We start from the raw sequence: 25,135 nt of genomic DNA, 5'->3' as shown, positions 1-25,135 counted from the left end.
TTCTCTCTCCTCAGCATATCGTCAGGAAGCTCGCCACGGTCAGGCGCCCCTTATGGACGTCGCGCGCCAGGGCGGCGGGATCAGGCAGGATCGCGCAGTGTAGCAGGTTGCTCGGATAGATGAGCGCGCGGTTGAACACTGCATCGTACCGCGCGGTTTGTTCGAAGATCGTGGTGTCACCCTGGATATAAGCGGGGAGGGGCTCGCCCTCAGCGCCGAAGTCGGCGCGCAACGCGTTTAGATACGGGCGGTGCCGTGCGGCGTCGATCGTCTCGAACCCGGTCGAGCGATGCCGATAGAAGGCAGTGCCGCCATGTGGTGCGCGCGACAGGTAATGGAGGATCGCGATCCGGCCTTCCTCGACCGTGTCGATATGCGGGATGCGCTGGGCGAGCGTGAGCTCGGCGGGCGGCGTGATCGCCAGCGAATAGAGCGCACGGTTGAACCCGATCCGCTCCTGCGCGCCGAAGACTTCGCGCATCACCGGCCCCAGCACCGCATTCAGCCCTTCGAAATAGGCAGGGGTCACCAGGGCACGAATGCCCGGATAGAATTCGCCCATCACGCTGAAGTCGAGCGTCTCGGCCTCGGCGATCAAACGATCGGGGTCCGGCGAAAAATGCTCGACCACCACCACCGGCACCTGCTCGGCGCCGACGCGGTCGACGCGGATCTGTGGTTGCTCGTTTCTCGGCTGCACTGATACGCTCCTGCGACCATGACCCCCATTCGAACCTGGCACGATGTCACGCCCGCCGGCTTTCAGGAAATCCGCGCGGCCGCCGAACCCGCGGTGCTCAAGGGCATCGCCTCCGATTGGCCGATCGTCCGCGCGGCGGATCCCGCAGCCTATCTGCGTGGGATGGCGACGGCCAACCCCGTGCCGTTCATGCGCGCGCCCGCGGACGTGGAAGGGCGGCTCCATTATGGTACTGAGATCGGCACCCGTAATTTCACAACGCAACAGGCGCCGCTCGGCGATTTTCTCGATGCGCTGGCGGGGGAGGCGGGAAAAGACCGCCCCGATGCACTCGCGTTGCAGGGATTGAGCGCGACCGATCATGTGCCCGGCTTCGCGGAAGCGAACCGGCTGGCGATACTGCCGTCCGCGATCCTGCCACGGCTGTGGATCGGCAATGCCGCCAAGGTGGCGATCCATCACGATCCGTCGGAGAACATCGCCGTCGTCGCGGCGGGCCGGCGCCGGTTCACCCTGTTCCCGCCCGAACAGGTCGGCAATCTCTACATGGGGCCTTTCAACCCCACGCCGGCGGGCGTGCAGGTGAGCATGGCGCACCTGACCGCGCCCGATCTCGCTCGCTATCCGCGCTTCGCCGACGCGCTCGAAGCCGCGCAATCCGCCGAGCTCGAGGCCGGGGACGCGCTCTACATTCCCTATCAATGGTATCACCATGTCGAGGCGCTTTCGCCGTTCAGCATGCTGGTGAACTATTGGTGGGATGCGGCGCCCGCCGGGATCGGATCGCCCTGGGATGCGATGATGTTCGGGATGATGAGCCTGCGCCTGCTGCCGCCAGATCAGCGCCGGGCCTGGCAGGCGATGTTCGATCACTATGTCTTCCTCGCCAATGGCGATCCCGGCGAACATCTGCCCACGGAAGCGCGCGGCATATTGGGCGCGACATCGCTGCAGGACGTCGCGCAGATGCGCAAGGCGCTGCTCGCCAAGCTTCAGGGCGGCTAGGCCGGGCACGTCTTGGCGACGAAATCGGCGTGCGCCGGCATCACGTCGACGCACTTGCCAATGACGTTCTCGATATTGCCGAGGAACTGCGCGACCTGCGCGTCGCTCTTGATGTCGGCCAGCGGATCATAGCCGCGCGGGATGATGCCCTGGCCCAGGAAGACCTGGATCCAGCTCTCCTCGGTGAAGAGTTCGTCGTCCTCGCGGAAAACCCGGCCATTGGCGGCGAACAGGTCGATCTTGCGCTGGAGCGTGTCCGGCACCTCCATGTCGCGGCAATAGCGCCAGAAGGGCGTGTCGTCGCGCTCGGTCGCCTTATAGTGGAGGATGATGAAGTCGCGGATCCGCTCATATTCGAAGTCGGTCTGACGATTGAATTCGGTGATCGTCGCGGGATCGAACCCGCTATCGGGCAGCAATCGCACCATCCGGATGATCGCCGACTGGATGAGGTGAAGGCTGGTGGATTCGAGCGGTTCGAGAAACCCCGAAGCGAGCCCGATCGCGACGCAGTTCTTGTTCCAGATCTTCTTCCGTTTGCCTGTGACGAAGCGGATCCGGTTGGGCTCGGCCATCTGCGCGCCGTCGAGATTGGCGAGCAGAAGCGCCTCGGCTTCGGCATCGTCCATATGAGCGCTCGAATAGACATGGCCGTTGCCGGTGCGGTGCTGGAGCGGGATGCGCCATTGCCAGCCCGCCGGTCGCGCAGTCGAGCGGGTATAGGGCGTGAACGGTTCGATACGCGCGCACGGGACTGCCATCGCCCGGTCGCACGGCAGCCAGTGCGTCCAGGTCTCGTAGCCGGTCTTCATCGCCTGCTCGATGATCAGGCCGCGGAACCCCGAGCAATCGATGAACAGGTCGGCGGCGATGACCTCGCCATCGTCCATCGTCACCGATTCGACGAAGCCATCCTCGCCGCGCAGCGTGACATCGGCGACCTTGCCCTCGCGTCGCTGGACGCCGCGCGCCTCGGCATAGCCGCGCAGAAACTTGGCATAGAGCCCGGCGTCGAAATGGAAGGCGTGGGCGATATGGCCGATCGGCGATTCCGCCAGCTTGGGATCGGCGCGCATGAATTTGTTCTTGAGCGCGGCGGCGGTGTTGATCGAGAAATTGGCGAAGTCCGAAGCACGGCCCTTCGCCCGCATCTTCAACCAATATTGGTGGCAGCGCAGCCAGCCCAGATCCTGTCCGATCACGCCAAAGCCGTGGATATAGCTTTCGCCCTGCCGCCACCAATCGACGAACTGGATGCCGAGCTTGAAGCTACCCTGGGTGCGCTGCATGAACTCGTTCTCGTCGAGCCCCAGCAGCTCGTTATATTTCTTGATCGCCGGGATCGTCGCCTCGCCGACGCCGATCGTCCCGATCTCTTCGGATTCGATCAGCTGGACCTCGTAGAGCCCCTCGAACAATCGCGAGAGCAGGGCGGCGGTCATCCACCCGGCCGACCCGCCGCCGACGATCAGGATTCGCTTGAGCTGTTGCATGCCTCTCCCCGCGCTCAACGCGCCGCGGTCTCGCAGCTCGCCGGGGCGGTGGGCGAGGGAAGCGAGCCTAGGCGCTTGTGGCGGGTGTAGCCCAATCCATAGCCGCGCGGGAACTGGAAGGTGTTGCCGGGCCCATCGCTCGTCGAACAGGCCGAGCCCGGCCAGGTGAAGGAAAGCCGCCCGGTAAAGTCATAGCGTCCGCCCAGCAGTACATCGGCGAGCCCTTCGCCTTCGGTGCCGGGCAAGAATGCCGCGACGAACGCGTCGGAAAGGTTGATCAGGTCGTTGGTGTAGGTCGGCCTGCCCGAATAGAGCACCGAGACGACGGGCACGCCCTTGCCTGAAACCGCCTGGAGCGCGGCGAGGTCGGCGGGGTAAAGCGCGCTGTGCTGGACCGGCTTGGGCGCGCGGACATCGCCATGATATTCGGCATAGGGCGCCTCGCCGAGCACGGCGACGACTGCGTCGAACCGACTGGGATCCACACCCTTGCCGTCGACCGAATAGGTGACCTTGTCCGCGCCGAGCTGCTGGCGCAACGCCGCCAGCAATGTGGTACCGGTGGCGAAATCACGGTTGCTGTTTTCGGTGCCCTGCCAGGTGAGCGACCAGCCGCCGCTCTGGTTGGAGATGCTGTCAGCGCTCGCGCCGACCACCAGCACGCGCTGGCCGGTGCGCAGCGGCAGCCCGCGATCGTTCTTGAGCAACACCGCCGATTTGCGGACCGCCTCGCGCGCCAGCGCGGACGCATCCAGCGCGTCGGCGCGACCATTATAGATGCTGGCGGACACCGGACGGTCGAACAGACCCGCGCGCATCTTCACGCGCAGGATCCGTGTCACCGCATCGTCGATCCGCGCCATCGGAATGCGGCCCTCGCGAACGTCGGCGACCGTGTTGGCGATGAAGGCTTTCCAGTCCTCGGGCACCATGATCATGTCGATGCCGGCGTTGATCGCCTGGGCGCAATGCGGCTTGGAACAGCCCGGCACCTGCTCGATGCCATTCCAGTCGGAGACGACGAGGCCGTCGAAGCCAAGTTTCCCTTTCAGGACATCGGTGATCATTTCGCGACTGCCGTGCATCTTGCCATAATCCCTGCCGGCGGCGGTGTCGTTCCAGCTGTTGTACGAGATCATCACCGTCTGCACCCCGGCCTGGAGTGCGGGATAATAGCCGGCGCCGTGGCGGGCGATCATGTCGCGCAGGCTTGCGCGATTCTCGCCCTGGTCGACGCCGTCGAAGGTGCCGCCATCGCCCATGAAGTGCTTGGCTGTGGCAACGACGTCGCCGTCCCCGGTCAGTCCACCCTGCAGGCCATGGACCATGGCGCCGCCATAGCGCGCTACGATCGCGGGATCGCTCGAATAGCTCTCATAGCTGCGGCCCCAGCGGCGGTTCTCGACCACCGCAAGTGTCGGCGCGAACACCCAGCTGATCCCGGTCGCACGGACCTGCTTCGCGGTCGCCCGGCCGATGCGCTCGATCAGCGCCGGATCATTGGCGGCGCCGAGGCCGATATTGTGCGGGAACAGCGTCGCGCCCGCGACATTGCCGTGCCCGTGTACCGCATCGGTGCCCCAGATCAGCGGGATCTGCACCTTCATGTCGGTCGCCTGCGCGGCGCGCGCGAAGCTGTCCGAAAGCGCGGTCCAGTCGCCGACCTTGGCGTTCTTGCGCATCCCCGGCCAGCTGCCGCCCCCGTTGAGGATCGAGCCGATATAATAGCGCCGCACCTCGTCGGGCGTAATGTAGCGGATCTCGGCCTGGGTCATCTGGCCGATCTTCTGCTCGAGCGTCATGCCGGCGACGATGCCGGCGATCCGTGCCTCCATCGCCGCATCACGTGGCGACGGGGAGCGGAGCGCCGGCCATTCGGTGCCCGAAGGCGCCGTGCGATCGTGCGTGGACATGCAGCTCGCGAGTAAGGGGAGGGAAAGCCACAGCCCCGCGCGAAATCTCTTCATCGGTCAAACTCGCCTGACTCGGCCGGCGGCCGGCACGATCAAAAAATTGGGGAGGCATGAGGTGATCCTCACACCTCCCCATCAGGGTTCCGGAGGGTGATCCGGAGGAGGCTAGAAGCGGTAGTTGAACCCCAGCAGGAACTGGCGGCCGTATTTCTCGTAAGTCTCGGGCAAGCTCTGGCCATCGGCGGTGTGCGTGCCACCGTCGTCGAGGCCGAGGCGGGTCCGATAGGGCGAGTCAGTCAGGTTGTTGACCTGGAACAGCACGCCGAACCCGTTGAGCGACCCCTTCTCGAAGGTGTAGCCGATCTGTGCGTCGACCTGCCTGTCCGCCAGGATCTCGGTTTGGCCGCGCGTCGCGAAGAGCTGCACCACCTCGCCCTTGAAGGCCGAACGGTATCGATAGCTGGCGCGTGCCTGGAAGCCGCCATTCTCGTAATAACCCGTGATATTGTAGACCGTCCCGGACAGGCCCGGGATGCGGACTTCCTGTCCATTGTCGGCGGGATTGAGGTCGGACTCGGTGAGCGACAGGCTGCCGATCACGCCCAGCCCCTCGAGCGGCTTGATCAGCGTCCCGAAATCGAAGGCGCCGCTGAATTCGAGGCCCTTGATCGTTCCACCATTGCCGTTCGCGGGCAGCGTGATCTGCCCGATCGGGCTTATGATCACGCCTGCCGGGATCGAACTCGCGGTGCTCGGCAGCGGGATGCCCGAGAAATCGAAGAGGTCGGAGCGCTGATAGATATAGGTGTGCAGCTTCTTGTAGAAGCCCGCGATCGAGATGTAGGTCGTGCGGTTGACGTACCATTCATAGGCCGCATCGAGTGCATCCGCACGCCACGGCTTGAGGTTCGGATTGCCGCCCGATGCCGACCAGGGATTGACGGTCTGCCCCGGCGCGCATCCGGGACCGTTGCTGCAGACCAGGGCGTTGAAGCCCGGCGTCACGTTCGCGCGCATCTCGTCCATGCGCGGGCGCGCCATAGTCTTCGATGCCGCGAAGCGGAGGCGGTGGCCGCCGCCAAGTTCCCAGATCAGGTTCAGGCTGGGCAGGACGTCGGTATAGTCCGCACCGTCGGTCCGGAGCTTCGGCACGATCGGCTGGCCGGGCTCGAGCCCGTTGATCACCACGCCGGTCGATTCCTGCTTCTGCTGGACGACCTGCACGCCAAGGTTGCCGCGCACCGGCCCGAGCTTGAAGTCAGCCTTGACGAAGCCCGTCAGCAGCTCTTCCTCGATGTCCCAATTTTTGTCGAAATAATTGGCGTCGAGGATGGGTGCGCGGTTCCAATATTTGTCGAGCGCCTTTTCGAGATCGATGCTCAGCACATTGCCGAAGCCCGTATAGCCGAGCGACGTCGGCGCGACGAGGTCGGCCTGGTCGACCAGCACCTGCTGGCGGCCGTTCTTCAGGAACAGATCGAAATCGTCGACCCGCTTGTTCTTCTCGCGGTGCGTGAAATTGAAGCCGGCGGTGAGCTTGGTCAGGAAGCCGTCGAATTCGTGATCGGCCTTGAGGTCGATCGCATAGATGCTTTCCTCGACGTCCGGGAAGCGGATGGCGCCGTCATGGCCCCAGCCGCCCCAGGGCGCGCGATCGCCGAGCGAGACATGCGCCGCGTCGGCATAGTTCAGCCCTTCACCATAGGTGGGGTAGCCGTCGTCGGGGATCTCGAAGCTGATCGTGTCGAAGGTCCGGCCCACGTCCGGCGTCGCCGGGGTGACGCCGCCCACACCCATGCCATAGCCGGCATAGGTCTCGAGGATCTGCTCCTTGCGCTTGTTCTTCGAATAGGAAAGATCGGCGATCAGATGGCTGCGATCGCCCATCTTGAATTCGTTGTTCCATCCGATCGAGAAGATCTCGTCGTCACGCTTGTTGAAGTCGTTGCGGATGATCGGCACGCCGCCGTGCAGCACGCCGCCGGTCGCGAATTTGGTTCCGCCTCGGTCTTCGGTCGTCACGCCGGTGAAGGTCGCGCCGTCAGCCCAGCCGTTTGAGAACCACTGCGCGCCACGTGTGGTCTCTTCCTGATGGAATTTGGAATAATAGATGTCGAGCGTCGAATGGACCATGTCGCTCGGCTTCCATTCCAGGATGGCGATCCCGGCGTCGCGGCGATTGAGGCGCGACGTCGCGAACACTTCCTGGCCGTTCAGCAACAGCGCATCCGCTGCGGAAGCCGGCTGCACCGTCGTCGGGCTGACCCCGCCGAACGATTCATAGCCATAGGCCTTGTAGTGCATGTTCTTCGACGGTGAATCGAGGTGCGCATAGCCTAGCGCGATGCCGAGCGTGCCGTTGGCGAACTGGTCGATATAGCTGATGCTGGCACGGCCGCCCCAACGCCGTACATCGCTGTTGAGCTTGTCGCCTTCGGTCAGCTCGCCGCGCACGTTGAGCGCGATCGCGCGCTTGCCGAAGGTGAGGGGACGCACGGTACGGAGATCGGCGGTGCCCGAAAGGCCCATGCCTGAGATCTCGGCATCGGGTGTCTTGTAGATGACGACGCTCGACAGGAGCTCCGACGGATATTGGTCGAACTCGACGGCGCGGTTGTCGCCCGAACTCGCCTGGGCGCGACCGTTGAGCAGCGTGGTGGTGAAGTCGGGCGCGAGGCCGCGGATCGAGATGACCTGCGCACGGCCGTTGACGCGCTGCGCGGCGAGGCCGGGGAGGCGCGCGATCGATTCCGCGATCGAGACGTCGGGCAGCTTGCCGATATCCTCGGCAGAAATCGCCTCGACGATCGAGGTTTCGTCGCGCTTGATGTTGATCGAGTTCTGAAGACCGGCGCGAATGCCGGTTACGACGATGTCATCCTGGCTCGCCTCAGGCGCGGCCTGGCCGTCCTGCGCGGCCGCTTCCTGCGCGAACGCCACCCCTGGCAACGCTGTCACCAATGCCAGCGCCGAAGCCGTCAAACCGAATGTCGTTTTGATTCCGCGCATGCGACGCGGCTGGCCAAACTGACCCATAATTCCTCCCCATTTATCGCGCCGTCCTTCATAGGAGAGCGTTCTGCGTTGTTATTGGCGCCCTCGTTTAGACTGGAAGCGCTTCCAATTTGCTACGGGGCATGGCGCTGGATTGTCAAACGATTTCGCCAATCAGCAGGAATTCGCGCCGCTTCAGGCGCTTGGCGGCGAGACCGATTCGCGCAACACCAAGTGGTAATCGATCTCGTCGAATCGTGTCGTCTCGCCCGTGGGCCCGCGCAGCAACGTCTCGACAAGCCGCTCCACTGCCCGCGCGGCAATGCGGCGGATCGGCTGATGCACGGTGGTTAGCGGCGGCCAGATGTGCCCGGAGATCGGCGCATCGTCGAAGCCGACGATCGATACATCGCCCGGGATGGCAAGGTTCATTCGGTGCGCGGTGAACATCGCGCCCACCGCCATATCGTCGTTCGCGCAAACAATCGCGGTTGGACCTGGTTTCGCATCGAACAATTGCTGGGCAAGCTCGACGCCCGAGCGGAAGCTGAAGTCTCCGCGCAGCGTGACGACCGCATCGGATCCGAGACCCGCATCGTCCAGCGCCTGCAGGAATCCGGCGAAGCGCTTCTCCGCGGAAAGATGTCCCTCGATCCCGAGCAGATAGCCGAAGCGGCGATGACCGTGCGAGACGACATGCTGCGCGATTTCTCGCCCCGCAGCTTCCTCGTCGAAGCCGACGCCGGGGAGAATGGCGCGCATCTCCGCACTGGGGGAGACGCAGATTGCCGGACAACCATGCTCGATCAGCCTAGCGGCGAGCCGCACATCGTCGGACAAAGGAGGGGCCAGGATCAGGCCCGCGCTGCGGCCGGATTCGAACAGCTCGATCACCTTTTCGGTGCGGCGCGGGTCGTTGACGTCGATGTTGAACGTCGAGAGTTCGAAGCCGGCGATCGCCGCTGCGCGAAGCCCGCCCAACTCGAGCGCGGCGAAATAATAGGAATTGGGCTCGGCATCGAGCGCGGCGCAATTGATCAGCGCCAGCGCATTGCTGCTCCTGCTCGCCAGGCTGCGCGCCTGGGGGTTCACGCGATAGTCGAGCGTCTCGACCGCCGCCATCACACGCGCGCGCATCTTGGCGCTGACATTGGCCTGATCGTTGAGCGCGCGCGAAACCGTCGCGCGCCCGACACCTGCCAGGGCGGCAACATCGTCGATCGTCGGCGCCTTGGCCATGGGCCGTCCTGCGCTGCCGTTCCTGGGCGTCTTGGACATGGATGTCATCGCTGCGCGCGTGCTGACACAGGGACGAACCAACCGGCAACAGCTAAATGCGAAGCCGCGCCTTACGCCCCGTGTCGCTCGAACACCGCGGCGAGCCCCTGGCCGCCGCCGATGCACATCGTCTCCAGCCCATATTGCGCGCCGCGTCGGTCCATCTCGCGCAGCAACGTCGCGAGGATGCGCCCGCCGGTGGCGCCTACCGGGTGACCCAGCGAAATGCCTGAACCGTGCACGTTCATTCGCTCGAAATCGGATGCGGTAAATTTCCATTCACGTGTGCAGGCGAGCACCTGCGCGGCGAACGCCTCGTTGAGCTCGATCAGGTCGATGTCGCCGAGACGGAGGCCGGCGCGATCGAGCGCTTTCGCGACCGAAGGAACCGGGCCGATGCCCATAGTCCGTGGCGGTACGCCTGCGATGGCCCAACTCACCAACCGCGCGAACGGCTTAAGGCCCAGCTTGGCCGCCTTCTCGACGGTGGTGACGATCGCAACCGAGGCGCCGTCATTCTGCCCACTGGCATTGCCCGCGGTGACGGTGGATCCTGGATCATTGGCAACGAGCGGCTTGAGCGACGCAAGTGCTTCCGCCGTGACCCCGCGGCGCGGATGCTCGTCGGAGTCGATCGTCACCGTCGCCCGTTTCGACCTCACGTCGATTGGCACGATTTCCTCGGCGAAGATGCCGGCGTCCTGGGCGGCGACCGCGCGGCGGTGGGACTCCGCGGCGAATGCATCCTGCTCCTCGCGCGGCACGGCATAGTCGCGGCGCAGATTCTCGGCGGTCTCGATCATCCCGCCTGGGACCGGGAAGTTGCAGCCGCCTGCGGTCACGCGGCCGCGCGTCAGCGCGTCGTCGAAGTTCATGCCCGCGGGTGGCGCCCCCCAGCGCATCTTGGTGGAATAGAAGGGCGCATTGCTCATCGATTCGGCGCCGCCGGCAAGGACGAGGTCGGACCCGCCGGTCGCCACCTGCATCACGCCATAGATCAGCGCCTGCAGTCCCGATCCGCATCGCCGGTCGATCTGCAAGCCCCCGGCCTCGACGGGCAGCCCGGCATCGAGCCCGATGACGCGGCCCAGCGCGGGTGCGTCCATCGAGGGGTAGCATTGCGCGAACAGCACATCGTCGACCTGATCGACCGGAAGGCGGGTCTTCGCGAGCAGGCCGCGGATCACCGACGCACCCAACTCGTGTGCGTGGAGCGATTTGAAGACTCCGCCGAAGCGACCCACCGGGGTCCGCAGAGGCTCGCAGATCACCACTTCGCGCACTGTCACTCTCCCGTTTTCATGGTGCCGGTCATGATCGGCACCAGCGCGCTCTGCAAGTGTGCCACATGCTCGGTTGCCAGCAATGCCCGGCGATGCGATGGCGGCAGGATCGTCTCGTCTCGGAGTCAGTCGTGAAGCTGAGATCCCTGCTCTTCGTCCCCGGCGACCGACCGGAGCGTTTCGCCAAGGCCGTAGCGAGCGGCGCCGACGCGCTGATCCTCGATCTCGAGGATTCGGTGGCTGCCGAGAAGAAGCCCGATGCGCGTGCGGCGATCGCGGCATGGCTTTCGGGCGACCGGCAGGTGCCGTGCTTTGTTCGCATCAATCCGCTCGACAGCGAACATGCCCGCGCCGATCTGGACGCGGTTTTGAGCGCACGGCCCGACGGGCTTGTGCTGCCCAAGGCTGAAGGCGCAGCCTCGGTCCGCCGGCTCGTCGAGTTGGCCGGACCGGATTGCCCGGTGATACTGCCGATCGCCAGCGAGACGCCGGCGGCGATATTCCAGCTCGGCACCTATGCTGAAGCGGCCGCACATCTCGCGGGCGTGACCTGGGGGGCGGAGGATCTGCCCGCCGCGATCGGTGCGGCCTCCTCGCGCAATGCCGACGGCAGCTACACCGCACCCTATGAGATGGTCCGCGCGCTCACCCTTTTCGGCGCACATGCGGCGGGGGTTGCGGCGATAGAGACGGTCTATCCCGATATCGCTGACACCGAAGGTCTCGCCGCCTATGTCGCACGCGGGCAGCGCGACGGGTTCACCGGCATGATGGCGATCCATCCGGCGCAGGTCGCCACGATCAATGCCGGCTTCACTCCGGACGAGGTGCAGATCGCGCATGCTCGCGCCGTGGTGCAGGCGTTTGCCGCCAATCCCGGCACGGGCGCTCTCAAGCTCGACGGCAAGATGGTCGATCGGCCGCATCTGCAGCAGGCGCGTGCGCTGCTGGCGCGGGCTGGGCTCTAGATCGAGCGCCCGGGCCATCGGTCCAAAAGCTGGCGATCAGAAGGGAAGCGAGGCTCCGAATGTCACGGCCGTGGCGCTGTGGCGGCGGCCGGAATAGTAATCGCTCCCCGGCCCGGCTCCGGAGAGGCTGGCATGCAGCTCGAGCTTGCCGAGATCGCGACCCAGCGTGGCGCGCCAGTCGTAATGTTCGCGGCGCGCATAGCGGGGTGGATCGCTGAGGTGGGTCAGGAGGCCCGCATGACCGGTGAGCCGCCATTCGGGCGCAAGATTGATCGTGCTTTCGACCTCGGCGTAGAGCGTCTCGATCCCGGGCCGAAGATAGTCGGGCGAATAATAGACGTGCGAGGATATCCCGTGTGCCGTCACGCCGAGATAGAGCTCGGTATAGTGTGTGTCGCCGGCGCCACTGGAATGGCGCGTATACCAGCTCCGGACCGCACCGGCGTCGATCGACACGGTTGGGCTGATCCGTGCCGCATATCCTGCGTTGAGCTGATAAGTGAGCAGAGCCGGATCGGACTGATCGACGCCGACGGTCGCCGAACCATTCAGATAAAGGCCCGATTCATGATCGTAACCAAGGTCGAGCGTCGCCGCAGGATCTCCGCTGCCTAGCGAATATCCCCTGAACCGCGCGTCGCTTTCTACGCTGATGCTGCCGAGTATCTGGGCTTCCGCTGGCGCGATCTGGCTTGTGCCGACGATCGCGATTGGTAGCGCGACATGACAAAGAACGCGGAGGAATTGCCTAACGGGGCTTGGCTCCGGCGACGGCGCGCTGGATAGCGCAACTGCAATTGCAGGTCGCCGATATCGGTAAAAGGGTCGCGCAGGCATCAATCGCCCCTCGCGCACCGAGCGTCGTCGCGACGCGAGGGGAAGCTGTCCTGCGCTCTTCGCGGGTCAAAGCGAGCAACCCGCTCACATGGGCGACCGCGTAGGAACTGCCGTTCACGAAATACCATTTGCCCCCGGGCTGTGTTGTCGGCACGTCGCGGCCCGGGGCACCGTACACTGTGACGGGCCGCGACGGCAAAGCCTGATCTGCAACCGCCACCACGCCTGCCTCGGAAGCGGGAAATCCTCCCTTGGGCAGGCTTGGATCATAAGCTGCTACGACAGAAACGTGGCGCGACAATGCGATCGAGACCAACCGCGCGAGCAACGGGTCGAATGGACCGCTCAGGCTGAGATTGATCACCTGGGCGTCGCTATCGATCGCGAAATGCAGAGCCTTCGCCAAGCTCAACGTGTCGCAGACCGTCCGCGGCGGTGCCGATGGTCCGGTTTGCCAGCAGGCCCGGAGCGCGAGCATTCGCGCGCCCGGCGCCACCCCGGCAATGCCCACCCCATTATCGGACTTCGCACCGATTACGCCGGCGACGCCCGTGCCATGCTGCTCGGCGGTGTCCGGATGGCCGACGACGAAATCGCGGTTCGCTGCGAACTGGCCGATCAGATCGGGATGCTTCGTCTCGACCTCGCTGTCGATCACCGCGACGGTGATTCCGCGCCCGGTCGCAACGCGGTGGAGGTCGGCGAGCCGCCAGGCACCGGCGGCGGGTTGCACGGGATAGAGCGGATCGCCTTGAGTCTGCGTGCTACCCAGTGCACGATAGAGTTGCATCGGTTGGGCCCAGAGTATCCGCGGATCGCCGGTAAGGCGTGTCACCATGGCATCGACGGTGCCGCTTTCCGGCACGCGCATCACGAAACAATCGACACCGAGCAGCGGCATCGGCCAGCTGTCGTCGATCGCCAGGCCGTTGCGGCGCGCGATCGCCTCTGCGATGCGGCGCCGCGCGCTTGCCGAAGCCTTGTCGCCATAGGCACCGGAATAGCTTTTGTTCGGGCGGAAATGGGGCGCCGGCAGCCGCAGCATGACAAGAATTTGCCGGTTCGTCGCCTGCTGCTGAATTTCCGCTTCTTGCGCACGAGCGCTACCCAGCGTCGGTAAGGCTGCCGGAGCACATAGTGCGAGGATAATTCCGAGCAGGGCGATAAGGCGTTTCACGGCTTGCTATTGCCGTCCAGCGGCTCGGCAAGGGCGATGCGCGGTGAGGCGCGGAGCTGTGCCACCGCAGCGTCGCGCCGCGCTCCGTCGACCCGCAACACCCATGCGCCGGTCGTTAGCGGCCCTTCCACTACGCGGGCCTGTGCGCCGTCCAGCAGCGTGCGGATATCGCGTTCGGCGGTTTCGGGGCGGAAGAGAACGACCAGGTTGCCGGTCTGCGCGGCGCCGGCCGAGCCGAGGGCATGATACTCGGCCACGCTTGGCGCGTCCCGAAGCGAACCGAACGCGACGAGCACGAGCGCCGCGGCGGCCGCCTGCCCGGCGATCGCCCAGCCCATGGCGACAGGACGGCGCAGGAAGGGAATGACGCGTGCCGTCGTCGGCATCGGGGCTTCCTCCACGGCCGCTTCCAGGCGTCGCCGCATCGCAGCCCATCCTTGTTCGACGTCCATCGAAAGTCCTCCGACCTGTCGACCCATCACGCTCTCGAATTGCAGTTCGCCCCGGCATTCCGCACACTCGACCAGATGCGCCTCGACCATCGCCGCCTCGGCCGTGTCGAGCGTACCGTTGACGTACCAGGGAAGCAGCGTCTGCGTCTGCTCGTGCGGATCGCCATGGAGTTTGATGACATTGCTCACAGCGATCGATCCTATATCCAATCCGCCAGGCCACCGCCCAGCTTGCGCCGAAGATGGCGCCGCGCATGAAACATGCGAGTCTTCACCGTATCCACCGGACAATCCATGATCCCCGCGATCTCACGATATCCCATCTCGTGGTAATAGGTCAGATCGACCACGGCACGGTGGTCCGGAGACAGCGTCGCCACTGCTTCGGCGAGCAGCGCCTGGCGACGTTCCTGCGCCAATTCCTCGTCGGGGCCGGCCTCCAGCGAAGCGATATTCTCGCTGCGGTCGTCCTCCATCGGTTCATCTTGCCGGCGCAGCGCCTTGGCCGCCTTTCGATAGGCAATCGTGAAGATCCAGGTCGAAAGCTTGCTCGCTCCGTTAAAGCTCCCGGCGCCCTCCCATACCACCATCATCGTGTCGTTCAGCACCTCCTCGATCACCGACGGCCGGCGCAGGAGATTGAACAGGAAGCGCGACAAGCGGCGATGATAGATGCGATAGAGTTGCTCGAACGCCTCCAGATCGCGCTCGGCCACCCGGGCGATAAGTTGCAGTTCCTCATCGTGGCCGCCGCGGGCAGCCACCCTTGCTTCATCTTCCGTCGTGCGCCGTCCTTCCAACGTGCCTTGTCCACCCCGCATGACCCGTTAGTGCGCTTGAGCGGGGGATTGGTTCAAGTGCAGGACGTGATGTTTCTCCGTGCCTGAGAGGTCCGTATCCCCAACGCTCACGGAAGTGGGGGGGACGGCAGGCGTCCGGCTAGCGGCAAGCGTCGCACACTCTGGTCAGTTTGCGCCAAGTCGTCGCACGTCCCTGCAATCAATTCGTGTCCGGGGCGGCCTAGCTGCTGCCGATCTTCCCATCCTGTGTCGGTTTAGGAGCAGGCTGATGTCAAAGGGTGCCAGCGTTCCCCTTTCCTCGTCCGGCCAGTCGTCATTGGCCAATCCTCTCCTTTGGTATTATTCGAGCGGCTGCCTGGTGATTGCGTGTCGGACCAATCCCAAGGCAATCAATCTCACAAGGGGATCGAGCGGGAGAAATTCGGTCTTGGGATGACGGCGTATCCAAACCCGATGCAGCTTTGCCAGCCCGACATGACCGGTGGAAAATGCCATGAACTTTTATGTGGTCACCCTGCCGCTCCTGGCAGCAACGAGTGCGAGCCTCCTGATCGTGCGTTCGCGCTCGGCGCCGGTCAGGCTGGCGGTGGAGATCCTGCTGCTTGTCGCAGTCGGCGCCGAGCTTCTGTGGCAGGGTATTTCTCCGCTACCACGGACAGCAGAGTTACCTTCCGGCAACGAGGCCGCCTGGCTGCGTGCGCTCGCTGTCCTGTGGTGGTTGATCGGTGCGCGGGTGGTCGTTACCGCGCTCGCCCTGCTCAAGGCGCGGGACAGCCGCGCGCGGCAAGCGCGGCTATTCTCCGACCTGCTGGCCGCCGCAATCTACCTCACGGTGGTTCTGATCGTCCTGAACTCGGTTCTGGATCTCCCGGTAAACGGCCTTCTCGCGACTTCGGGCGTCATCGCCATCGTGCTGGGTCTCGCTCTCCAGAATACTCTCGCCGATGTGTTTTCGGGTATAGCCGTCGGCGTTGAACAGCCCTTCCATGTGGGAGATCGCGTCTCGCTTGGCGATCATATCGAGGGCGTCGTCGTCCAGATGAATTGGCGCGCCATTCGCATTCAAACGGACGACAATGATCTTGCGACGATTCCCAACAGCGTCGCAGCCAAGGCGCAGATCATCAACCGGAGCGTGCCCACCGAGCGACGCACGGCCTCGGTGGAAATCACCGTTGCATCGCCATTCCCGCCGGACAGGCTGATCGAGCTCATGCGACAGGCACTTCTTCTCTGTCCCGGCATCCTGTCGGACCCCGCTCCGTGGGTCTATCTGACTCGCCTCGGGCTGCGCAGCTGCACCTATACGATTGGTTTTGTGGCGCCGGGCACGAAGGGCCTCGCGGCGACGAAGAGTCAATTGCTGCGGCAAGCACATCGTTTGCTGCACCATGCCGGAGCGGTGACGGGCGAGCCGCTTTCGCATGCGTCGTTGTTGCGCGAGCTCGCCCTGTTCGAGGGTCTGGATGCAACGCAGATCGAAAATCTTGCCGTCAGCCTGGCTAGCCGCAGGGTCGGGGCAGGGGAGCAACTGTTCGAGCAGGGTAGCAGTGGTTTGTCGTTCTTCATCGTGAAGGCGGGCGTCCTCGAAATCTCGCGAAATCGGTTCGAGGATCAATCCGAGTCGATCGGTCGGGTCGGCCCCGGCGAATATCTGGGGGAGGTCAGCGTCCTGACGGGCGAACCGCGACGTGTAACGGCGACGGCGGTGGCGGACAGCGAAGTTCTGGAACTGCCGGGCGCGGCGCTGGAGAAGTTGATCGCCGAGACTCCTGGTCTGGCCGAGATGCTGGGGCGATCGGTTCAGCGTGGACTTGCGCGCCTCGATCGCGACGAGGCTGCCCGCATCGCGCATCCGCTTGATACGAGCGGGAAGTTGTTCGAGCGTATCAAGGCCATCTTTCGACTATGAAATTCGCGACACCACAACAGGCCGCTCGCCGGGGCCTGATTTCGCTGGTGACCCCTACGGTAGCCCGGAAATCTATACAAGTATCAGAAAACACATGATATTGTTGCTAGGTCGAATCCAGATACCATCGCAAATACCATCGCTCTTATGAGATTTATTGCGTCCGATTGAGATGATGGGCCGGCGGTCGCAACCGTGCTGGACAGTGACCGAGGTTGGGTGCTTAGCTGCCATTCGGCTCGACAGCCAAGACCTCGAACCTCGCGACCTGCGTCGATCCCATTGCCTTGGCCAATTCGCGATCTTGAAAGCCTGACTGCGCACTCATCCACTCGATGAAGTTGTCCCGTCCGGCCGCCTCAAGCGGAAACATGCCAGCAGGGTCAGCTTTGTCCGAATACAGCAGGAATACGACGTCTGCCCCCCAAGGGCCGCTATCGTCGGTGGCAACTACAACCCGCCGTAGCTCATGAAGGGGCATCTTTCGTTCGGTTCCATGACCATCGCTGGTAACGATATCGCCATCAAGGAACCTGACACTCCACAACGTGAGGGGCGAGGGACTCGCGAACTTTTTGCGTAACCAGCCGAGCATGGTCCGCACCATGCACGCTAGTTGCGCTGTCCGCTATTGGGTCGTTACCCGCCTGACCGCTATCAGGCGGGCGGCAAAGGCGCCGCGACGGCTGATTTTCAGTGGAAGGCCGCCATCCGCCAATGCAAGTTTTAGAACCCGACGTTGTCAGTGAACGACCCTATGACCCCAGCTAAAACCGAAAAGCAAATTACGAAGGCGAGCGCACCGGGAAGCGAAACTGAGGCACCAGCGGCTGCGGACACCCCCACCATGATTGGGAGAACGACGAGAGCAATCACGAAATAATCGCGGCCCCTGTCCAGACTGAACCCCTTGGAAGAAGGGTTCGTTGCCGCCCTGAGCTTCTTTTTTTGTCTCTTGCCCATTATTGGCTCCGTTCGACCATTCGCGGCACGATAGTCTGTTTGCCGGAATGTCTGCAATTGGGGCGTGAGCGGGACGGCAGCTTCGGGGCATTGATGCCGCGCAAGCTGCCGTTCGCCTAAGTACAACCTGTCGTCCGCTAGCGACGCCGGAACCGCTGTCCCTCGTACGTCCGCACCGCGTTGCCACGTTCGATTTCGCGGTTCTGGTCCCACAGTGCCCGCTTGCCTCCGGCCTCGTCCGCGCGGCGCCGATCGTCGAGCAGCATCGCCAGCTTCAGCCGTGCGATTTTCTTGTTGGCGAGTTGCGAACGTTGATCCTGCGATAGCGTCGCGAGACCGGTGGGCAGATGGGTCGCGCGGACGGCGCTGTCGGTCTTGTTGACATGCTGTCCGCCCGGTCCCGAGGCGCGGAGCGTCTGATAGCGAATGTCTTCGTCGCGCAGCTCAGGCGTCTCCGCATCCGCCGAAATGCGTTGCACCCCGACAAACCAGTTGTGGCGCTTGTGCAGCGGTCGGAACGGACTGGTGCCGACCCAACGAACCGTGCCGATACAAGCCGAGGCGAACCCTTCGGCCTCCGCCCCCGATAGACGCAGCAGCGCCGATGCGACGGGCCCGGTTATTGGCTCGACCAGATCACATGCCAGCCCCGCCGCCGTACCTTCGCGGCAAAGGGCATGTGCCAATTCGGTAACCACCCATTCGCATTCCCGCGGTCCCTGCCCAGAGGACAGATGCAGAATGATTTCGGTCATGCGCGCCTCGTCTTATAGGTAAGGAGCGGGCGTAGGGTGGCGATCAGGTCGATCAGCCCCGCCTGCTCAAGATCGCGCACGACTTGGTGGATATCCTTGTACGCCTGTGGCGCCTCCTCGCAGATCACGCGACTCCCGAGCTTGGTGCGCTCCAGATCGGCGATGCTAAAGCGTCGGACAAGCTTGTCCTTAGCCTCGCTGCGGCTCCATTTGCGGCCAGCGCCGTGGGCCAGCGAATGCAGCGCCTCGTCCGCCCGCTCCAGCCGGGGACGGACGAGATAGGTCATCTCTCCGCGCGATCCGGGAACCACCACCAGCCCGTTGTCCGCCGGTGCCGCGCCCTTGCGGTGCAGCCAGCCGCCGCGATGCGGCGTGACGCTGTTGTGGCAAATGTCGAGCATCCGTTCGCCAGTGGTGCCGAGCCGATCGAGGAAGCGCTCGGCGATCAGTTCGCGGTTGAGCACGGCCCAGGCCATCGCATCGTCATGCGCGGCCAGATAGCGGGAGCACGCTTCCTCGCCGGCGATCAGACCCAAGACATTGTGCCGGGCCAGATGCCGCTCGAGGATTGCGTGGCCCAGCCCGCGCGAACCGCTGTGCACCATCAGGTAGAGCGCCGCTGGATCGACTTCCGTATCCCCGTGCAGCGTCTCGACCCGAAGCAGTTCGGCGAAATGGTTGCCACCGCCGATCGTGCCGAGCGCTTCACCGACTAGGTCGGGAGATAGTCCGGCCTCGGCCAGGCGCGCGGCATGATCGCCCAGCCAAGGCTCCTCCAAGCCCCGCAGCTTGCGCTCGGCCGCGTCCAGCCGGAACTTGCGCAGCGGTATGGCCACGCGCCACAAGCCCATCCCGCAGCCGATGTCGCTGCCGACAAGGTGCGGATAGACATGGCTGGGCGACCAGAATGCCGCGCCCACCGCGATGCCGCGGCCGGCGTGGAGGTCTGGCAGGCCGACGATGCGGTCGATGCCTTCGAGCCGCGCCGTCTGGTGGAGCTGGTCCACGGCCGCCTGCTCGATCCAGCTCTCGGGCGAGGCGACGATGTGGATGGTTGCGCCGGTCATCGTGCAGCATCCTTCCATCCGAGGTGCCGTTTGCCCGGCGCGACGATCTCGCCCTGATCGCGCCAGAACCACACGCGGTCCTTCAACACCCCGTCACGGGGATCGACATAGAATTCACGGCCACGGCAATTGCGGCGGTCGGGACGCAGAATGTGCCCCTCGCGGAGCAATTCGCCGTGCCGTCCGCGCGAGACCCCGAACAGCACGAAATCGCGCAGATGCTGGCGGACATGCATCTTCACGGTGCTGCCAGTGTCGAGATGCTCGCAGATTTCGCTGAACACATCGTCCCAGCGCCGCCCCACCCGCCGCTGGATGAAGCGGACGAGCGGCGCGAGATTCTCGTTGAGCGATTTCGTGTACGCGGCTTGCTCCTTCGCGTGCCGCTTGAGGCCGATTTGCTTGAAGTCGTTCTTGTCCTTCTTGAGTTTTACGGGAGGCGCATGCCCAGCGCCCCAGCGGGGACGCTCGACAATGATCTTGAACATGTCAGCGCGCATGGCGAACCTCCCTCAAAGTGGAAGCGCCAGTCGTCAGACGAACAATATTGGAAATTGGCGCGGCCCAACGGCCGCGAAAAAGGGTCAGGCGACCGCAGTCACCCGCAAGGGACTTGCCCATGTGATATGTTCCTGAACTCGGAAATAGGGAGTGATGACGGGTGCGGTTGCGGTTCGCATGTGCTCACTCCTTTCCTAGGTTCGAGAAACAGTGCGGTCGCCTGTATGCCAACTGCTCGCAGCAATCAATGGTCCAGCGGGAGGTCAGCTGCATCAGGCGCAATCCAGCCGAACCTGCGGCCGCTTTAGGGGAGTTACTGTGTAGTGCTTATTGGCTGCAATTGGGGCGCGAACCGGTCACCCTGGCGGTTGGTCATCGGCGCTGTAGAACATCGGGTTGTGAAGCCAGGCGCTGACCGCTGACTCACGCCAGCCGGCGCAGCGTTCGCTGATCTGGACATTCTTGGGGAACGTGCCGTTTTGCATCTTGCGGTACATCGTCGAGCGGCTGAGGCCGGTCCTTTCGAGTACCGTCTTGATCCGGAGGATACGGTCGTGGTCGGTTTGCATTGGCATCACCTTAGATCCTGTGCGTCAGCGTGGTGCTCCCCGGGGTAAGTTGGACAGAATTTCATCGGCGAGAAAAGGGCCTCTCTGGTGCCTGTAGGGGCCTGGGCGGTACTTGGCGTGTCTAGGGTAGGATTGAGTAGGAGCCCGATTTTCACGGTGTTGTCCCACGGCGTCCCACGCTTCGCGTGACCGCGCTTTAGGCCGCGAATCGCGGCCCCGAGTCGCTGCGCGACTCGGCCCATTCGGGTGACGATCGCATGACGTAGGCCCCGGCGCTGCCGGGCAGAGAACGCGATATCGGATGCGCGTGCTCTGGCCGGCTTCTGCGAAGCCGCCAGGGTCCGCAGCGCTCTTGTTTTCCGCGTGGCGCGCTCGATCCGGTCGGAGGACGCGGCGGCGGCTGGCGCACGGTTGCGCGCGCACGCCGCCGCGCCGGCCATCCGGCTTCGAGAGAGCGGCATTTGTGGGCTCCTGCGGAGCGGCACCGCTGGCGCGGTGTTGCTGCGGACGCGCCGCTACCGCGTCGCGGCGTTTTGCCTCCGGCACTCGAACTGGGTTGGGGTGGGCCTCGCTATCCGCAAATGACCTCGGGGATCGAGGCTAACTTATCCGGCGCGGATTTTCTCCAGCCGAGCGACCTCTTTTTCGACCGCTTCACGGATGAAGGATGCCCGTTTCTGTTTTCCGACCAGCGCATCGATCCGCTCGCCCAAACCTTGCGGCAGGCGAACTACCGTCGATTTCACTCCGAGTGGCGGCCGTCCCATACGCGATCCCTATCCGACGAAGAAGGGCGCGCAATCGAAACCCGAATAACCGATATCGGTTATTGACCTTGAACGATCATCTGCCTCATAACCGATATCGGTTAATGCTGGCGCGAAAGTCGACCTGCCTCTTGGCGGGTGCAGCTCCGAATCGCGACGGATGAGAAAGCGGAGATGCATATGGCCGATATCGGTTACGCCACATCGCGGCGCTCGCTGCTTAAGGTGCTCTCGGTCGCGCCGATCGCGACGTTGCCGGGAAGCATGGCCGCGTCGCCTTGGGATGCGGCCATTGCGGCTTTGCCTTATCACGACGAACCTGTCGTGCTTGGACGGACTCGTGCCGGGCGCCGCGACAGCCGGTTTCGCTATCACAACGCCGAGAGCTTCTTTTTGGGAATAGAGAAGGGGACCGTCGGGGATCAGCACGATAGGCTTTACCAGACCGGCATCGTCCTTCAGTTAGGGTTGAGTTCGCATCTGTTCGATGTCGGGTTTACCGATCAATGGTGCGCCCGCCATGTCGGCCTCAATGTCGCGAGGTCGCTCGCCTACGCCAATGCAAGCGGCTTCGGCTTCCAGTCAGCCGAGTTCGACCTGCTGGCAGCGATCCTCTCTCCGTATAGCAAGTGGCGCATCCCGCAGCGACCCGAACAGGTCGAAGACCTGCCCTTCATGCCGGAGCAAACTCGGAGCCTAACCCGCGTGTTGCTCGATCATGTGCATCATGTGACCGGCCATTCCCGCCCGCGTGGGTGGAACGCTCGGCATGCCTGACGATAAGCCAAGGCTGACGGACGACGAGCAACGTAACTACGTCGAAGCGCTCGAAACGCTTCCGCTGCTGACGCGGACAGTGTTCCTGCTCGCCAGTCGCGACAGTTTTCCATACGCCGAAATTGGTTGGCGGTGCGGGATCAGCGTTGATGAAGTGCAGGTTCGTGTCGCTGATGCGCTGCTCGGTCTCGATCGGCATATGCGGGTGCGGCCGACCTTCATCGGGCGCATCCGACGCGCGTTGCTGCCGTGGCGTGATGCCTGGGCGACAGCGCGCGCGAGGGAAGGTGATCGGCGGCTGGCGCCTTGGCTTTCGCCGCAAAAAAGGCCGGGAAGACGCAGCGCGATTGACTGGATCGCATGGGCGTTCGAACACACTCTGCGATGATCCGGTTGATTGGGGGGCGGTGTGCCCGTCGTGCGGCGCGTGAGTCAGTAACTACGTCGTATATTCGGTGGATTGCGGACCGGCGCCCTTCGGGCGCGATAGTTTGTCAGGGGACATGAACAGACTCGATTTCTAGTGTCGGTGGTTCTGCGTCGTGGAGCTTGGCATGAAGCGTCAGGTCGCTCACTTCCTCGCTCTGCGTCGTCAGGTCGATCAACAACTGCCAATAGCCACCCATCCAGCGATAAACTGCGTGATCCCATGTGGACGGGTTCAAGGGTGCCAAGCAGTCGCCGTATGCCGAGATGCTAGTGGCAATCGACTCTGCCGTTGAAGGAGCGACTGCGCTCACGCCACCAATGGCGTGATTACGCAGGAGGTAATCTCCCGCCGCGAAGGCATCGGCGATTTTGTGAAATGTGGCATGCAGCTCGGGCGGCACGGGATGCTCGTCATCGTCCTTCGCAAGCATACCCTACGTGTTCCTTCGTCAACTTTCGGCGAACGTGCATTGCCCTCTAAATGTCCGCAAGTGGGTCAGTTGCGGACCGGCGCTTCTAGGACGCGGGATCAGCGCGCGAACGTCCGTCAGTGAGTGGTCAGCCGCCGTCGCGCGCTCGGACCGGGTAGCGTGTTAGAAGCGCACGTAGGCTGTTCGCGGCAGCACCAACCCGATTATCGATCGGGACGTTGAATCCAATTTCCCCGAAATCACTATCGCGCTTGCTCCACGGTGGCAGAGCCTCAAGTGAAAATGCGATACGAACAGCTACGTCCGACACTCGCTCAAAATCGAGGTTCGGTTCAGTAAAGCCGCAAAATGCGTTTTCGACCTTGCCGGAAGACACTTGGTCGAGCCAATCAGCGAGGCGCTCCATTTCGAAGGTGGTCAAGCAGGCGTCACGAAAGGTCCACGACTTGCCATCAAGGACGGCATCGCCATTGATGATTAGCCAATTGGAATCCCAATCGTCGCCTGTGATTTCCGGAAATTGGTAGCGTTCTACGCCAATGCGCAGCGAACCCGTTGGTCCCTCGAAAGTTGCTGGTGCCTCATTCTCCACTATCGCAGCATAACCACCCACTACGATGTCCGCTACCGGGTCGTAAGCAGAACCTCCGCTTGCAGTGCCCACTATCGGCCAGGCGAACGGCGAGGAGTGGGTGGAAAGCGGATCTACGCTCGCCCTTGTGCCAGAATCGTTGAGAGCTCTACCAAGCCGGCCGGCGCGAACTCCCAAAAACCGGACATCTCAGTCGGGAAGCGGTGTTTCATATCGGTCAGGACTGGCGCAGCGTCCGGCTCTAATAAGCGCAGGAGCCAGTGATGCAGCGGCATCTTCGCTCGCGCTGCGCCACACAGCACGCTCTCCGCGTCCGTTCCGACCCAGCCTTCTTCCACCTCGGCCACGTCACTTGCGAGCGCCCACTCGAACCAAGCGTCAACGAACACTTCAATCACGCTCTGCTCAGTCGGAGCCCACGATCGCCAGTGCGCAAGCGGGAGCTTGCCCAGCACAATCTCGGGATCGTTGGAGTTGCCCGGATCAGACACCGATATGTCGAGAATGCGAGGCAGCAGATAACGAAAATCCTGCTCGTCGCCAATCGTCAGGAAGGCGCCAGACACGTAACGCCAGAGCGCCTGACCGGAAAGCTGTCGCAACGGGGTGGTAAGCAGAACATCGGTGCCGCGTGTCGATATGCAGCATGGGCAACCTCCGATCGCTCGGGGAGGCGGTAAGTCGAATGTGCGGTACACTGCCTCCAGCGCCTCCCGGACGCGATTCTCCGCTGGATATGAGGCTGTTCCGCTCATCATCCATAACTGCCCAGCAAAGCGGTCCTACGCAACTTAATCCATTGGTCGTCCGCTATCGGGGAGTAATTTGCCGCCTCATATTCGGCTAGATTTCGTCGTCGAACGCGCGCCGGCCGCGCCGCCGCCACAGCGCTAGATACTGGGTGCGCTCTCCGCTGCGCAGCTTGGCCGCAGCGTCAGCCAGTAGGCCCAACATTACGGCGCGATCATCGTCAGTGAGTTCGACCAGTCCGGCTTTGGCGACCAGACCGCCGAGTTCGATGAGGTATCGAGTCCGTTCGCGGCGCTTCACCTGCCATGCCCGTGTGTCAATTCGTGCTCGTGCCGCCAAAAGGCGGTTGCGCGCTGCCATCGCCCGCCGGAGCGCGGCGCACGTCGCCGCGATTGCGGCGCACGGCGCTCCGGCTTGCTGATTGAAAGAAGGCTGCGCCGCGCTTGCGCCAGACCTCCACAGTCGCCGCGTCTTTGGTTTCGGCCGCCGCCAACATTGCACCGGCCAGCACATCGACCGCGAGCACATCGGCGCCCGCAGCAATCACCAGTTCGCCAAGCTGGTGCAGCTTGCGTTCTTTCAGAAGTTTCGCCCGCTCGTTGAGCGCCTTCATTTCCGAATCAAAGTCGCGGGGTTTTCGCATCACTCGTCCCTCGATTGAGCATCGAAGTGGAGTCAGTTATCGGGTCTATCGATCAGGCTCAATGCCCTGAAATGTCTTG

26 protein-coding genes are annotated in these 25,135 nt (G+C 63.7%); 6 read left to right on the top strand and 20 right to left on the bottom strand.

All coding sequences use genetic code 11. The annotated features are described in order from the left end of the window. Window positions 1-10: 10 nt before the first annotated feature. A complete protein-coding gene (locus IAG41_RS05585; RefSeq protein ID WP_316251087.1) occupies window positions 11-700 on the bottom strand; it encodes a DUF6445 family protein in 690 nt (229 codons plus the stop codon). An 18-nt stretch (window positions 701-718) separates the two neighbouring features. Between IAG41_RS05585 and IAG41_RS05580 the strand changes: the two genes are divergently transcribed. Then, complete coding sequence (locus IAG41_RS05580) at window positions 719-1,705, top strand: cupin-like domain-containing protein (RefSeq protein ID WP_187727531.1); 987 nt, start codon at window positions 719-721, stop codon at window positions 1,703-1,705. Here the strand turns inward: IAG41_RS05580 and IAG41_RS05575 are convergent. The 5 genes from IAG41_RS05575 to IAG41_RS05555 all read right to left on the bottom strand — a co-directional run bounded on the left by IAG41_RS05575 (window position 1,702) and on the right by IAG41_RS05555 (window position 10,666). Next, on the bottom strand, window positions 1,702-3,198 hold the full coding sequence (locus IAG41_RS05575) for a tryptophan halogenase family protein (RefSeq protein ID WP_187727530.1): 1,497 nt from the start codon (window positions 3,196-3,198) through the stop codon (window positions 1,702-1,704). The two genes, IAG41_RS05580 and IAG41_RS05575, sit on opposite strands and share 4 nt — an antisense overlap. Window positions 3,199-3,212: 14 nt before the next feature. Next, the gene (locus tag IAG41_RS05570; protein ID WP_187727529.1) at window positions 3,213-5,165 is read right to left on the bottom strand and encodes a glycoside hydrolase family 3 protein; all 1,953 of its coding nucleotides are present in this window, start codon (window positions 5,163-5,165) and stop codon (window positions 3,213-3,215) included. 111 nt (window positions 5,166-5,276) lie between these two features. After that, window positions 5,277-8,120 carry a TonB-dependent receptor gene (locus IAG41_RS05565; RefSeq protein ID WP_187727528.1) on the bottom strand — a complete coding sequence of 948 codons (2,844 nt, stop codon included), beginning with the start codon at window positions 8,118-8,120 and terminating at the stop codon, window positions 5,277-5,279. A 180-nt stretch (window positions 8,121-8,300) separates the two neighbouring features. Next, on the bottom strand, window positions 8,301-9,344 hold the full coding sequence (locus IAG41_RS05560) for a LacI family DNA-binding transcriptional regulator (protein WP_187727898.1): 1,044 nt from the start codon (window positions 9,342-9,344) through the stop codon (window positions 8,301-8,303). A 110-nt stretch (window positions 9,345-9,454) separates the two neighbouring features. Next, window positions 9,455-10,666 carry an acetyl-CoA C-acetyltransferase gene (locus IAG41_RS05555; protein ID WP_187727527.1) on the bottom strand — a complete coding sequence of 404 codons (1,212 nt, stop codon included), beginning with the start codon at window positions 10,664-10,666 and terminating at the stop codon, window positions 9,455-9,457. Between the two features lie 131 nt (window positions 10,667-10,797). On the opposite strand from IAG41_RS05555, the gene IAG41_RS05550 reads away from it, so the two are divergent. Continuing rightward, the gene (locus IAG41_RS05550; protein ID WP_187727526.1) at window positions 10,798-11,634 is read left to right on the top strand and encodes an HpcH/HpaI aldolase/citrate lyase family protein; all 837 of its coding nucleotides are present in this window, start codon (window positions 10,798-10,800) and stop codon (window positions 11,632-11,634) included. A 36-nt stretch (window positions 11,635-11,670) separates the two neighbouring features. Here the strand turns inward: IAG41_RS05550 and IAG41_RS05545 are convergent, their stop codons facing one another. The 4 genes from IAG41_RS05545 to IAG41_RS05530 form a co-directional block, all read right to left on the bottom strand. Beyond that, on the bottom strand, window positions 11,671-12,471 hold the full coding sequence (locus IAG41_RS05545) for a TorF family putative porin (protein WP_187727525.1): 801 nt from the start codon (window positions 12,469-12,471) through the stop codon (window positions 11,671-11,673). Further along, window positions 12,383-13,516, bottom strand: coding sequence for a S8 family peptidase (locus IAG41_RS05540; RefSeq protein WP_262408461.1), 1,134 nt, complete (start codon window positions 13,514-13,516; stop codon window positions 12,383-12,385). The genes IAG41_RS05545 and IAG41_RS05540 overlap by 89 nt, the downstream gene beginning before the upstream one ends. 128 nt (window positions 13,517-13,644) lie before the next feature. Further along, window positions 13,645-14,289, bottom strand: a complete 645-nt coding sequence (locus IAG41_RS05535; RefSeq protein ID WP_187727523.1) for a zf-HC2 domain-containing protein — start codon at window positions 14,287-14,289, stop codon at window positions 13,645-13,647. An 11-nt stretch (window positions 14,290-14,300) separates the two neighbouring features. Continuing rightward, complete coding sequence (locus IAG41_RS05530) at window positions 14,301-14,900, bottom strand: RNA polymerase sigma factor (RefSeq protein ID WP_262408459.1); 600 nt, start codon at window positions 14,898-14,900, stop codon at window positions 14,301-14,303. 493 nt (window positions 14,901-15,393) lie between these two features. Between IAG41_RS05530 and IAG41_RS05525 the strand changes: the two genes are divergently transcribed. Then, the gene (locus IAG41_RS05525; protein WP_187727521.1) at window positions 15,394-16,812 is read left to right on the top strand and encodes a cyclic nucleotide-binding domain-containing protein; all 1,419 of its coding nucleotides are present in this window, start codon (window positions 15,394-15,396) and stop codon (window positions 16,810-16,812) included. A gap of 223 nt (window positions 16,813-17,035) precedes the next feature. On the opposite strand, the gene IAG41_RS05520 is transcribed toward IAG41_RS05525, so the two are convergent. From IAG41_RS05520 to IAG41_RS05500, 5 genes are all read right to left on the bottom strand, one after another. Further along, entirely contained in the window at window positions 17,036-17,407 is a 372-nt protein-coding gene (locus IAG41_RS05520; RefSeq protein WP_187727897.1) for a hypothetical protein, read from the bottom strand. 505 nt (window positions 17,408-17,912) lie between these two features. Next, window positions 17,913-18,530: a peptide chain release factor H gene (prfH, locus tag IAG41_RS05515; RefSeq protein WP_187727520.1), complete on the bottom strand. Its 618-nt coding sequence runs from the start codon at window positions 18,528-18,530 to the stop codon at window positions 17,913-17,915. Next, the gene (locus tag IAG41_RS05510; RefSeq protein ID WP_187727519.1) at window positions 18,527-19,597 is read right to left on the bottom strand and encodes an RNA ligase RtcB family protein; all 1,071 of its coding nucleotides are present in this window, start codon (window positions 19,595-19,597) and stop codon (window positions 18,527-18,529) included. The genes prfH and IAG41_RS05510 overlap by 4 nt, the downstream gene beginning before the upstream one ends. Next, window positions 19,594-20,097 (bottom strand): hypothetical protein, encoded by a 504-nt coding sequence (locus IAG41_RS05505; RefSeq protein WP_187727518.1) that lies wholly within the window; start codon window positions 20,095-20,097, stop codon window positions 19,594-19,596. Before IAG41_RS05505 ends, IAG41_RS05510 begins: the two co-directional genes overlap by 4 nt. A gap of 357 nt (window positions 20,098-20,454) precedes the next feature. After that, on the bottom strand, window positions 20,455-20,667 hold the full coding sequence (locus IAG41_RS05500) for a helix-turn-helix transcriptional regulator (RefSeq protein WP_187727517.1): 213 nt from the start codon (window positions 20,665-20,667) through the stop codon (window positions 20,455-20,457). A gap of 581 nt (window positions 20,668-21,248) precedes the next feature. Between IAG41_RS05500 and IAG41_RS05495 the strand changes: the two genes are divergently transcribed. From IAG41_RS05495 to IAG41_RS05485, 3 genes are all read left to right on the top strand, one after another. Continuing rightward, complete coding sequence (locus IAG41_RS05495) at window positions 21,249-21,500, top strand: hypothetical protein (protein ID WP_187727516.1); 252 nt, start codon at window positions 21,249-21,251, stop codon at window positions 21,498-21,500. Between the two features lie 114 nt (window positions 21,501-21,614). Then, window positions 21,615-22,211, top strand: coding sequence for a hypothetical protein (locus IAG41_RS05490; RefSeq protein WP_262408458.1), 597 nt, complete (start codon window positions 21,615-21,617; stop codon window positions 22,209-22,211). Next, entirely contained in the window at window positions 22,204-22,599 is a 396-nt protein-coding gene (locus IAG41_RS05485) for a sigma factor-like helix-turn-helix DNA-binding protein (protein ID WP_187727514.1), read from the top strand. Before IAG41_RS05490 ends, IAG41_RS05485 begins: the two co-directional genes overlap by 8 nt. A 106-nt stretch (window positions 22,600-22,705) precedes the next feature. Here the strand turns inward: IAG41_RS05485 and IAG41_RS05480 are convergent, their stop codons facing one another. The 5 genes from IAG41_RS05480 to IAG41_RS05460 all read right to left on the bottom strand — a co-directional run bounded on the left by IAG41_RS05480 (window position 22,706) and on the right by IAG41_RS05460 (window position 25,026). After that, the gene (locus IAG41_RS05480) at window positions 22,706-23,071 is read right to left on the bottom strand and encodes a hypothetical protein (RefSeq protein ID WP_187727513.1); all 366 of its coding nucleotides are present in this window, start codon (window positions 23,069-23,071) and stop codon (window positions 22,706-22,708) included. A gap of 127 nt (window positions 23,072-23,198) precedes the next feature. After that, complete coding sequence (locus tag IAG41_RS05475) at window positions 23,199-23,684, bottom strand: hypothetical protein (RefSeq protein ID WP_187727512.1); 486 nt, start codon at window positions 23,682-23,684, stop codon at window positions 23,199-23,201. Window positions 23,685-23,776: 92 nt separating this feature from the next. Beyond that, window positions 23,777-24,229 carry a hypothetical protein gene (locus IAG41_RS05470; RefSeq protein WP_187727511.1) on the bottom strand — a complete coding sequence of 151 codons (453 nt, stop codon included), beginning with the start codon at window positions 24,227-24,229 and terminating at the stop codon, window positions 23,777-23,779. A gap of 277 nt (window positions 24,230-24,506) precedes the next feature. Then, on the bottom strand, window positions 24,507-24,713 hold the full coding sequence (locus IAG41_RS05465; RefSeq protein ID WP_316251085.1) for a conjugal transfer protein TraD: 207 nt from the start codon (window positions 24,711-24,713) through the stop codon (window positions 24,507-24,509). A 16-nt stretch (window positions 24,714-24,729) separates the two neighbouring features. Continuing rightward, on the bottom strand, window positions 24,730-25,026 hold the full coding sequence (locus tag IAG41_RS05460; protein WP_410468064.1) for a conjugal transfer protein TraD: 297 nt from the start codon (window positions 25,024-25,026) through the stop codon (window positions 24,730-24,732). Window positions 25,027-25,135 lie beyond the last annotated feature (109 nt).

Origin of the sequence: Sphingomonas sp. JC676 (assembly GCF_014489075.1) — a bacterium.
Lineage (GTDB): Bacteria > Pseudomonadota > Alphaproteobacteria > Sphingomonadales > Sphingomonadaceae > Sphingomonas.
The sequence above is the reverse complement of the archived record's forward strand: the minus strand, read 5'-3'. Positions and strand labels throughout refer to the sequence as shown.

Bases quoted from the DNA above. Each gene is read 5' to 3' on its own strand.
- IAG41_RS05520 (WP_187727897.1), bottom strand. From the start codon at position 17,407: ATGCTCGGCTGGTTACGCAAAAAGTTCGCGAGTCCCTCGCCCCTCACG.
- IAG41_RS05500 (WP_187727517.1), bottom strand. From the start codon at position 20,667: ATGCAAACCGACCACGACCGTATCCTCCGGATCAAGACGGTACTCGAA.
- IAG41_RS05575 (WP_187727530.1), bottom strand. From the start codon at position 3,198: ATGCAACAGCTCAAGCGAATCCTGATCGTCGGCGGCGGGTCGGCCGGG.
- IAG41_RS05525 (WP_187727521.1), top strand. From the start codon at position 15,394: ATGAACTTTTATGTGGTCACCCTGCCGCTCCTGGCAGCAACGAGTGCG.
- IAG41_RS05540 (WP_262408461.1), bottom strand. From the start codon at position 13,516: ATGCTGCGGCTGCCGGCGCCCCATTTCCGCCCGAACAAAAGCTATTCC.
- IAG41_RS05495 (WP_187727516.1), top strand. From the start codon at position 21,249: ATGACCTCGGGGATCGAGGCTAACTTATCCGGCGCGGATTTTCTCCAG.
- prfH (WP_187727520.1), bottom strand. From the start codon at position 18,530: ATGACCGAAATCATTCTGCATCTGTCCTCTGGGCAGGGACCGCGGGAA.
- IAG41_RS05570 (WP_187727529.1), bottom strand. From the start codon at position 5,165: ATGAAGAGATTTCGCGCGGGGCTGTGGCTTTCCCTCCCCTTACTCGCG.
- IAG41_RS05545 (WP_187727525.1), bottom strand. From the start codon at position 12,471: ATGCCTGCGCGACCCTTTTACCGATATCGGCGACCTGCAATTGCAGTT.
- IAG41_RS05460 (WP_410468064.1), bottom strand. From the start codon at position 25,026: ATGAAGGCGCTCAACGAGCGGGCGAAACTTCTGAAAGAACGCAAGCTG.
- IAG41_RS05565 (WP_187727528.1), bottom strand. From the start codon at position 8,120: ATGCGCGGAATCAAAACGACATTCGGTTTGACGGCTTCGGCGCTGGCA.
- IAG41_RS05580 (WP_187727531.1), top strand. From the start codon at position 719: ATGACCCCCATTCGAACCTGGCACGATGTCACGCCCGCCGGCTTTCAG.
- IAG41_RS05560 (WP_187727898.1), bottom strand. From the start codon at position 9,344: ATGGCCAAGGCGCCGACGATCGACGATGTTGCCGCCCTGGCAGGTGTC.
- IAG41_RS05485 (WP_187727514.1), top strand. From the start codon at position 22,204: ATGCCTGACGATAAGCCAAGGCTGACGGACGACGAGCAACGTAACTAC.
- IAG41_RS05480 (WP_187727513.1), bottom strand. From the start codon at position 23,071: ATGCTTGCGAAGGACGATGACGAGCATCCCGTGCCGCCCGAGCTGCAT.
- IAG41_RS05510 (WP_187727519.1), bottom strand. From the start codon at position 19,597: ATGACCGGCGCAACCATCCACATCGTCGCCTCGCCCGAGAGCTGGATC.
- IAG41_RS05505 (WP_187727518.1), bottom strand. From the start codon at position 20,097: ATGCGCGCTGACATGTTCAAGATCATTGTCGAGCGTCCCCGCTGGGGC.
- IAG41_RS05490 (WP_262408458.1), top strand. From the start codon at position 21,615: ATGGCCGATATCGGTTACGCCACATCGCGGCGCTCGCTGCTTAAGGTG.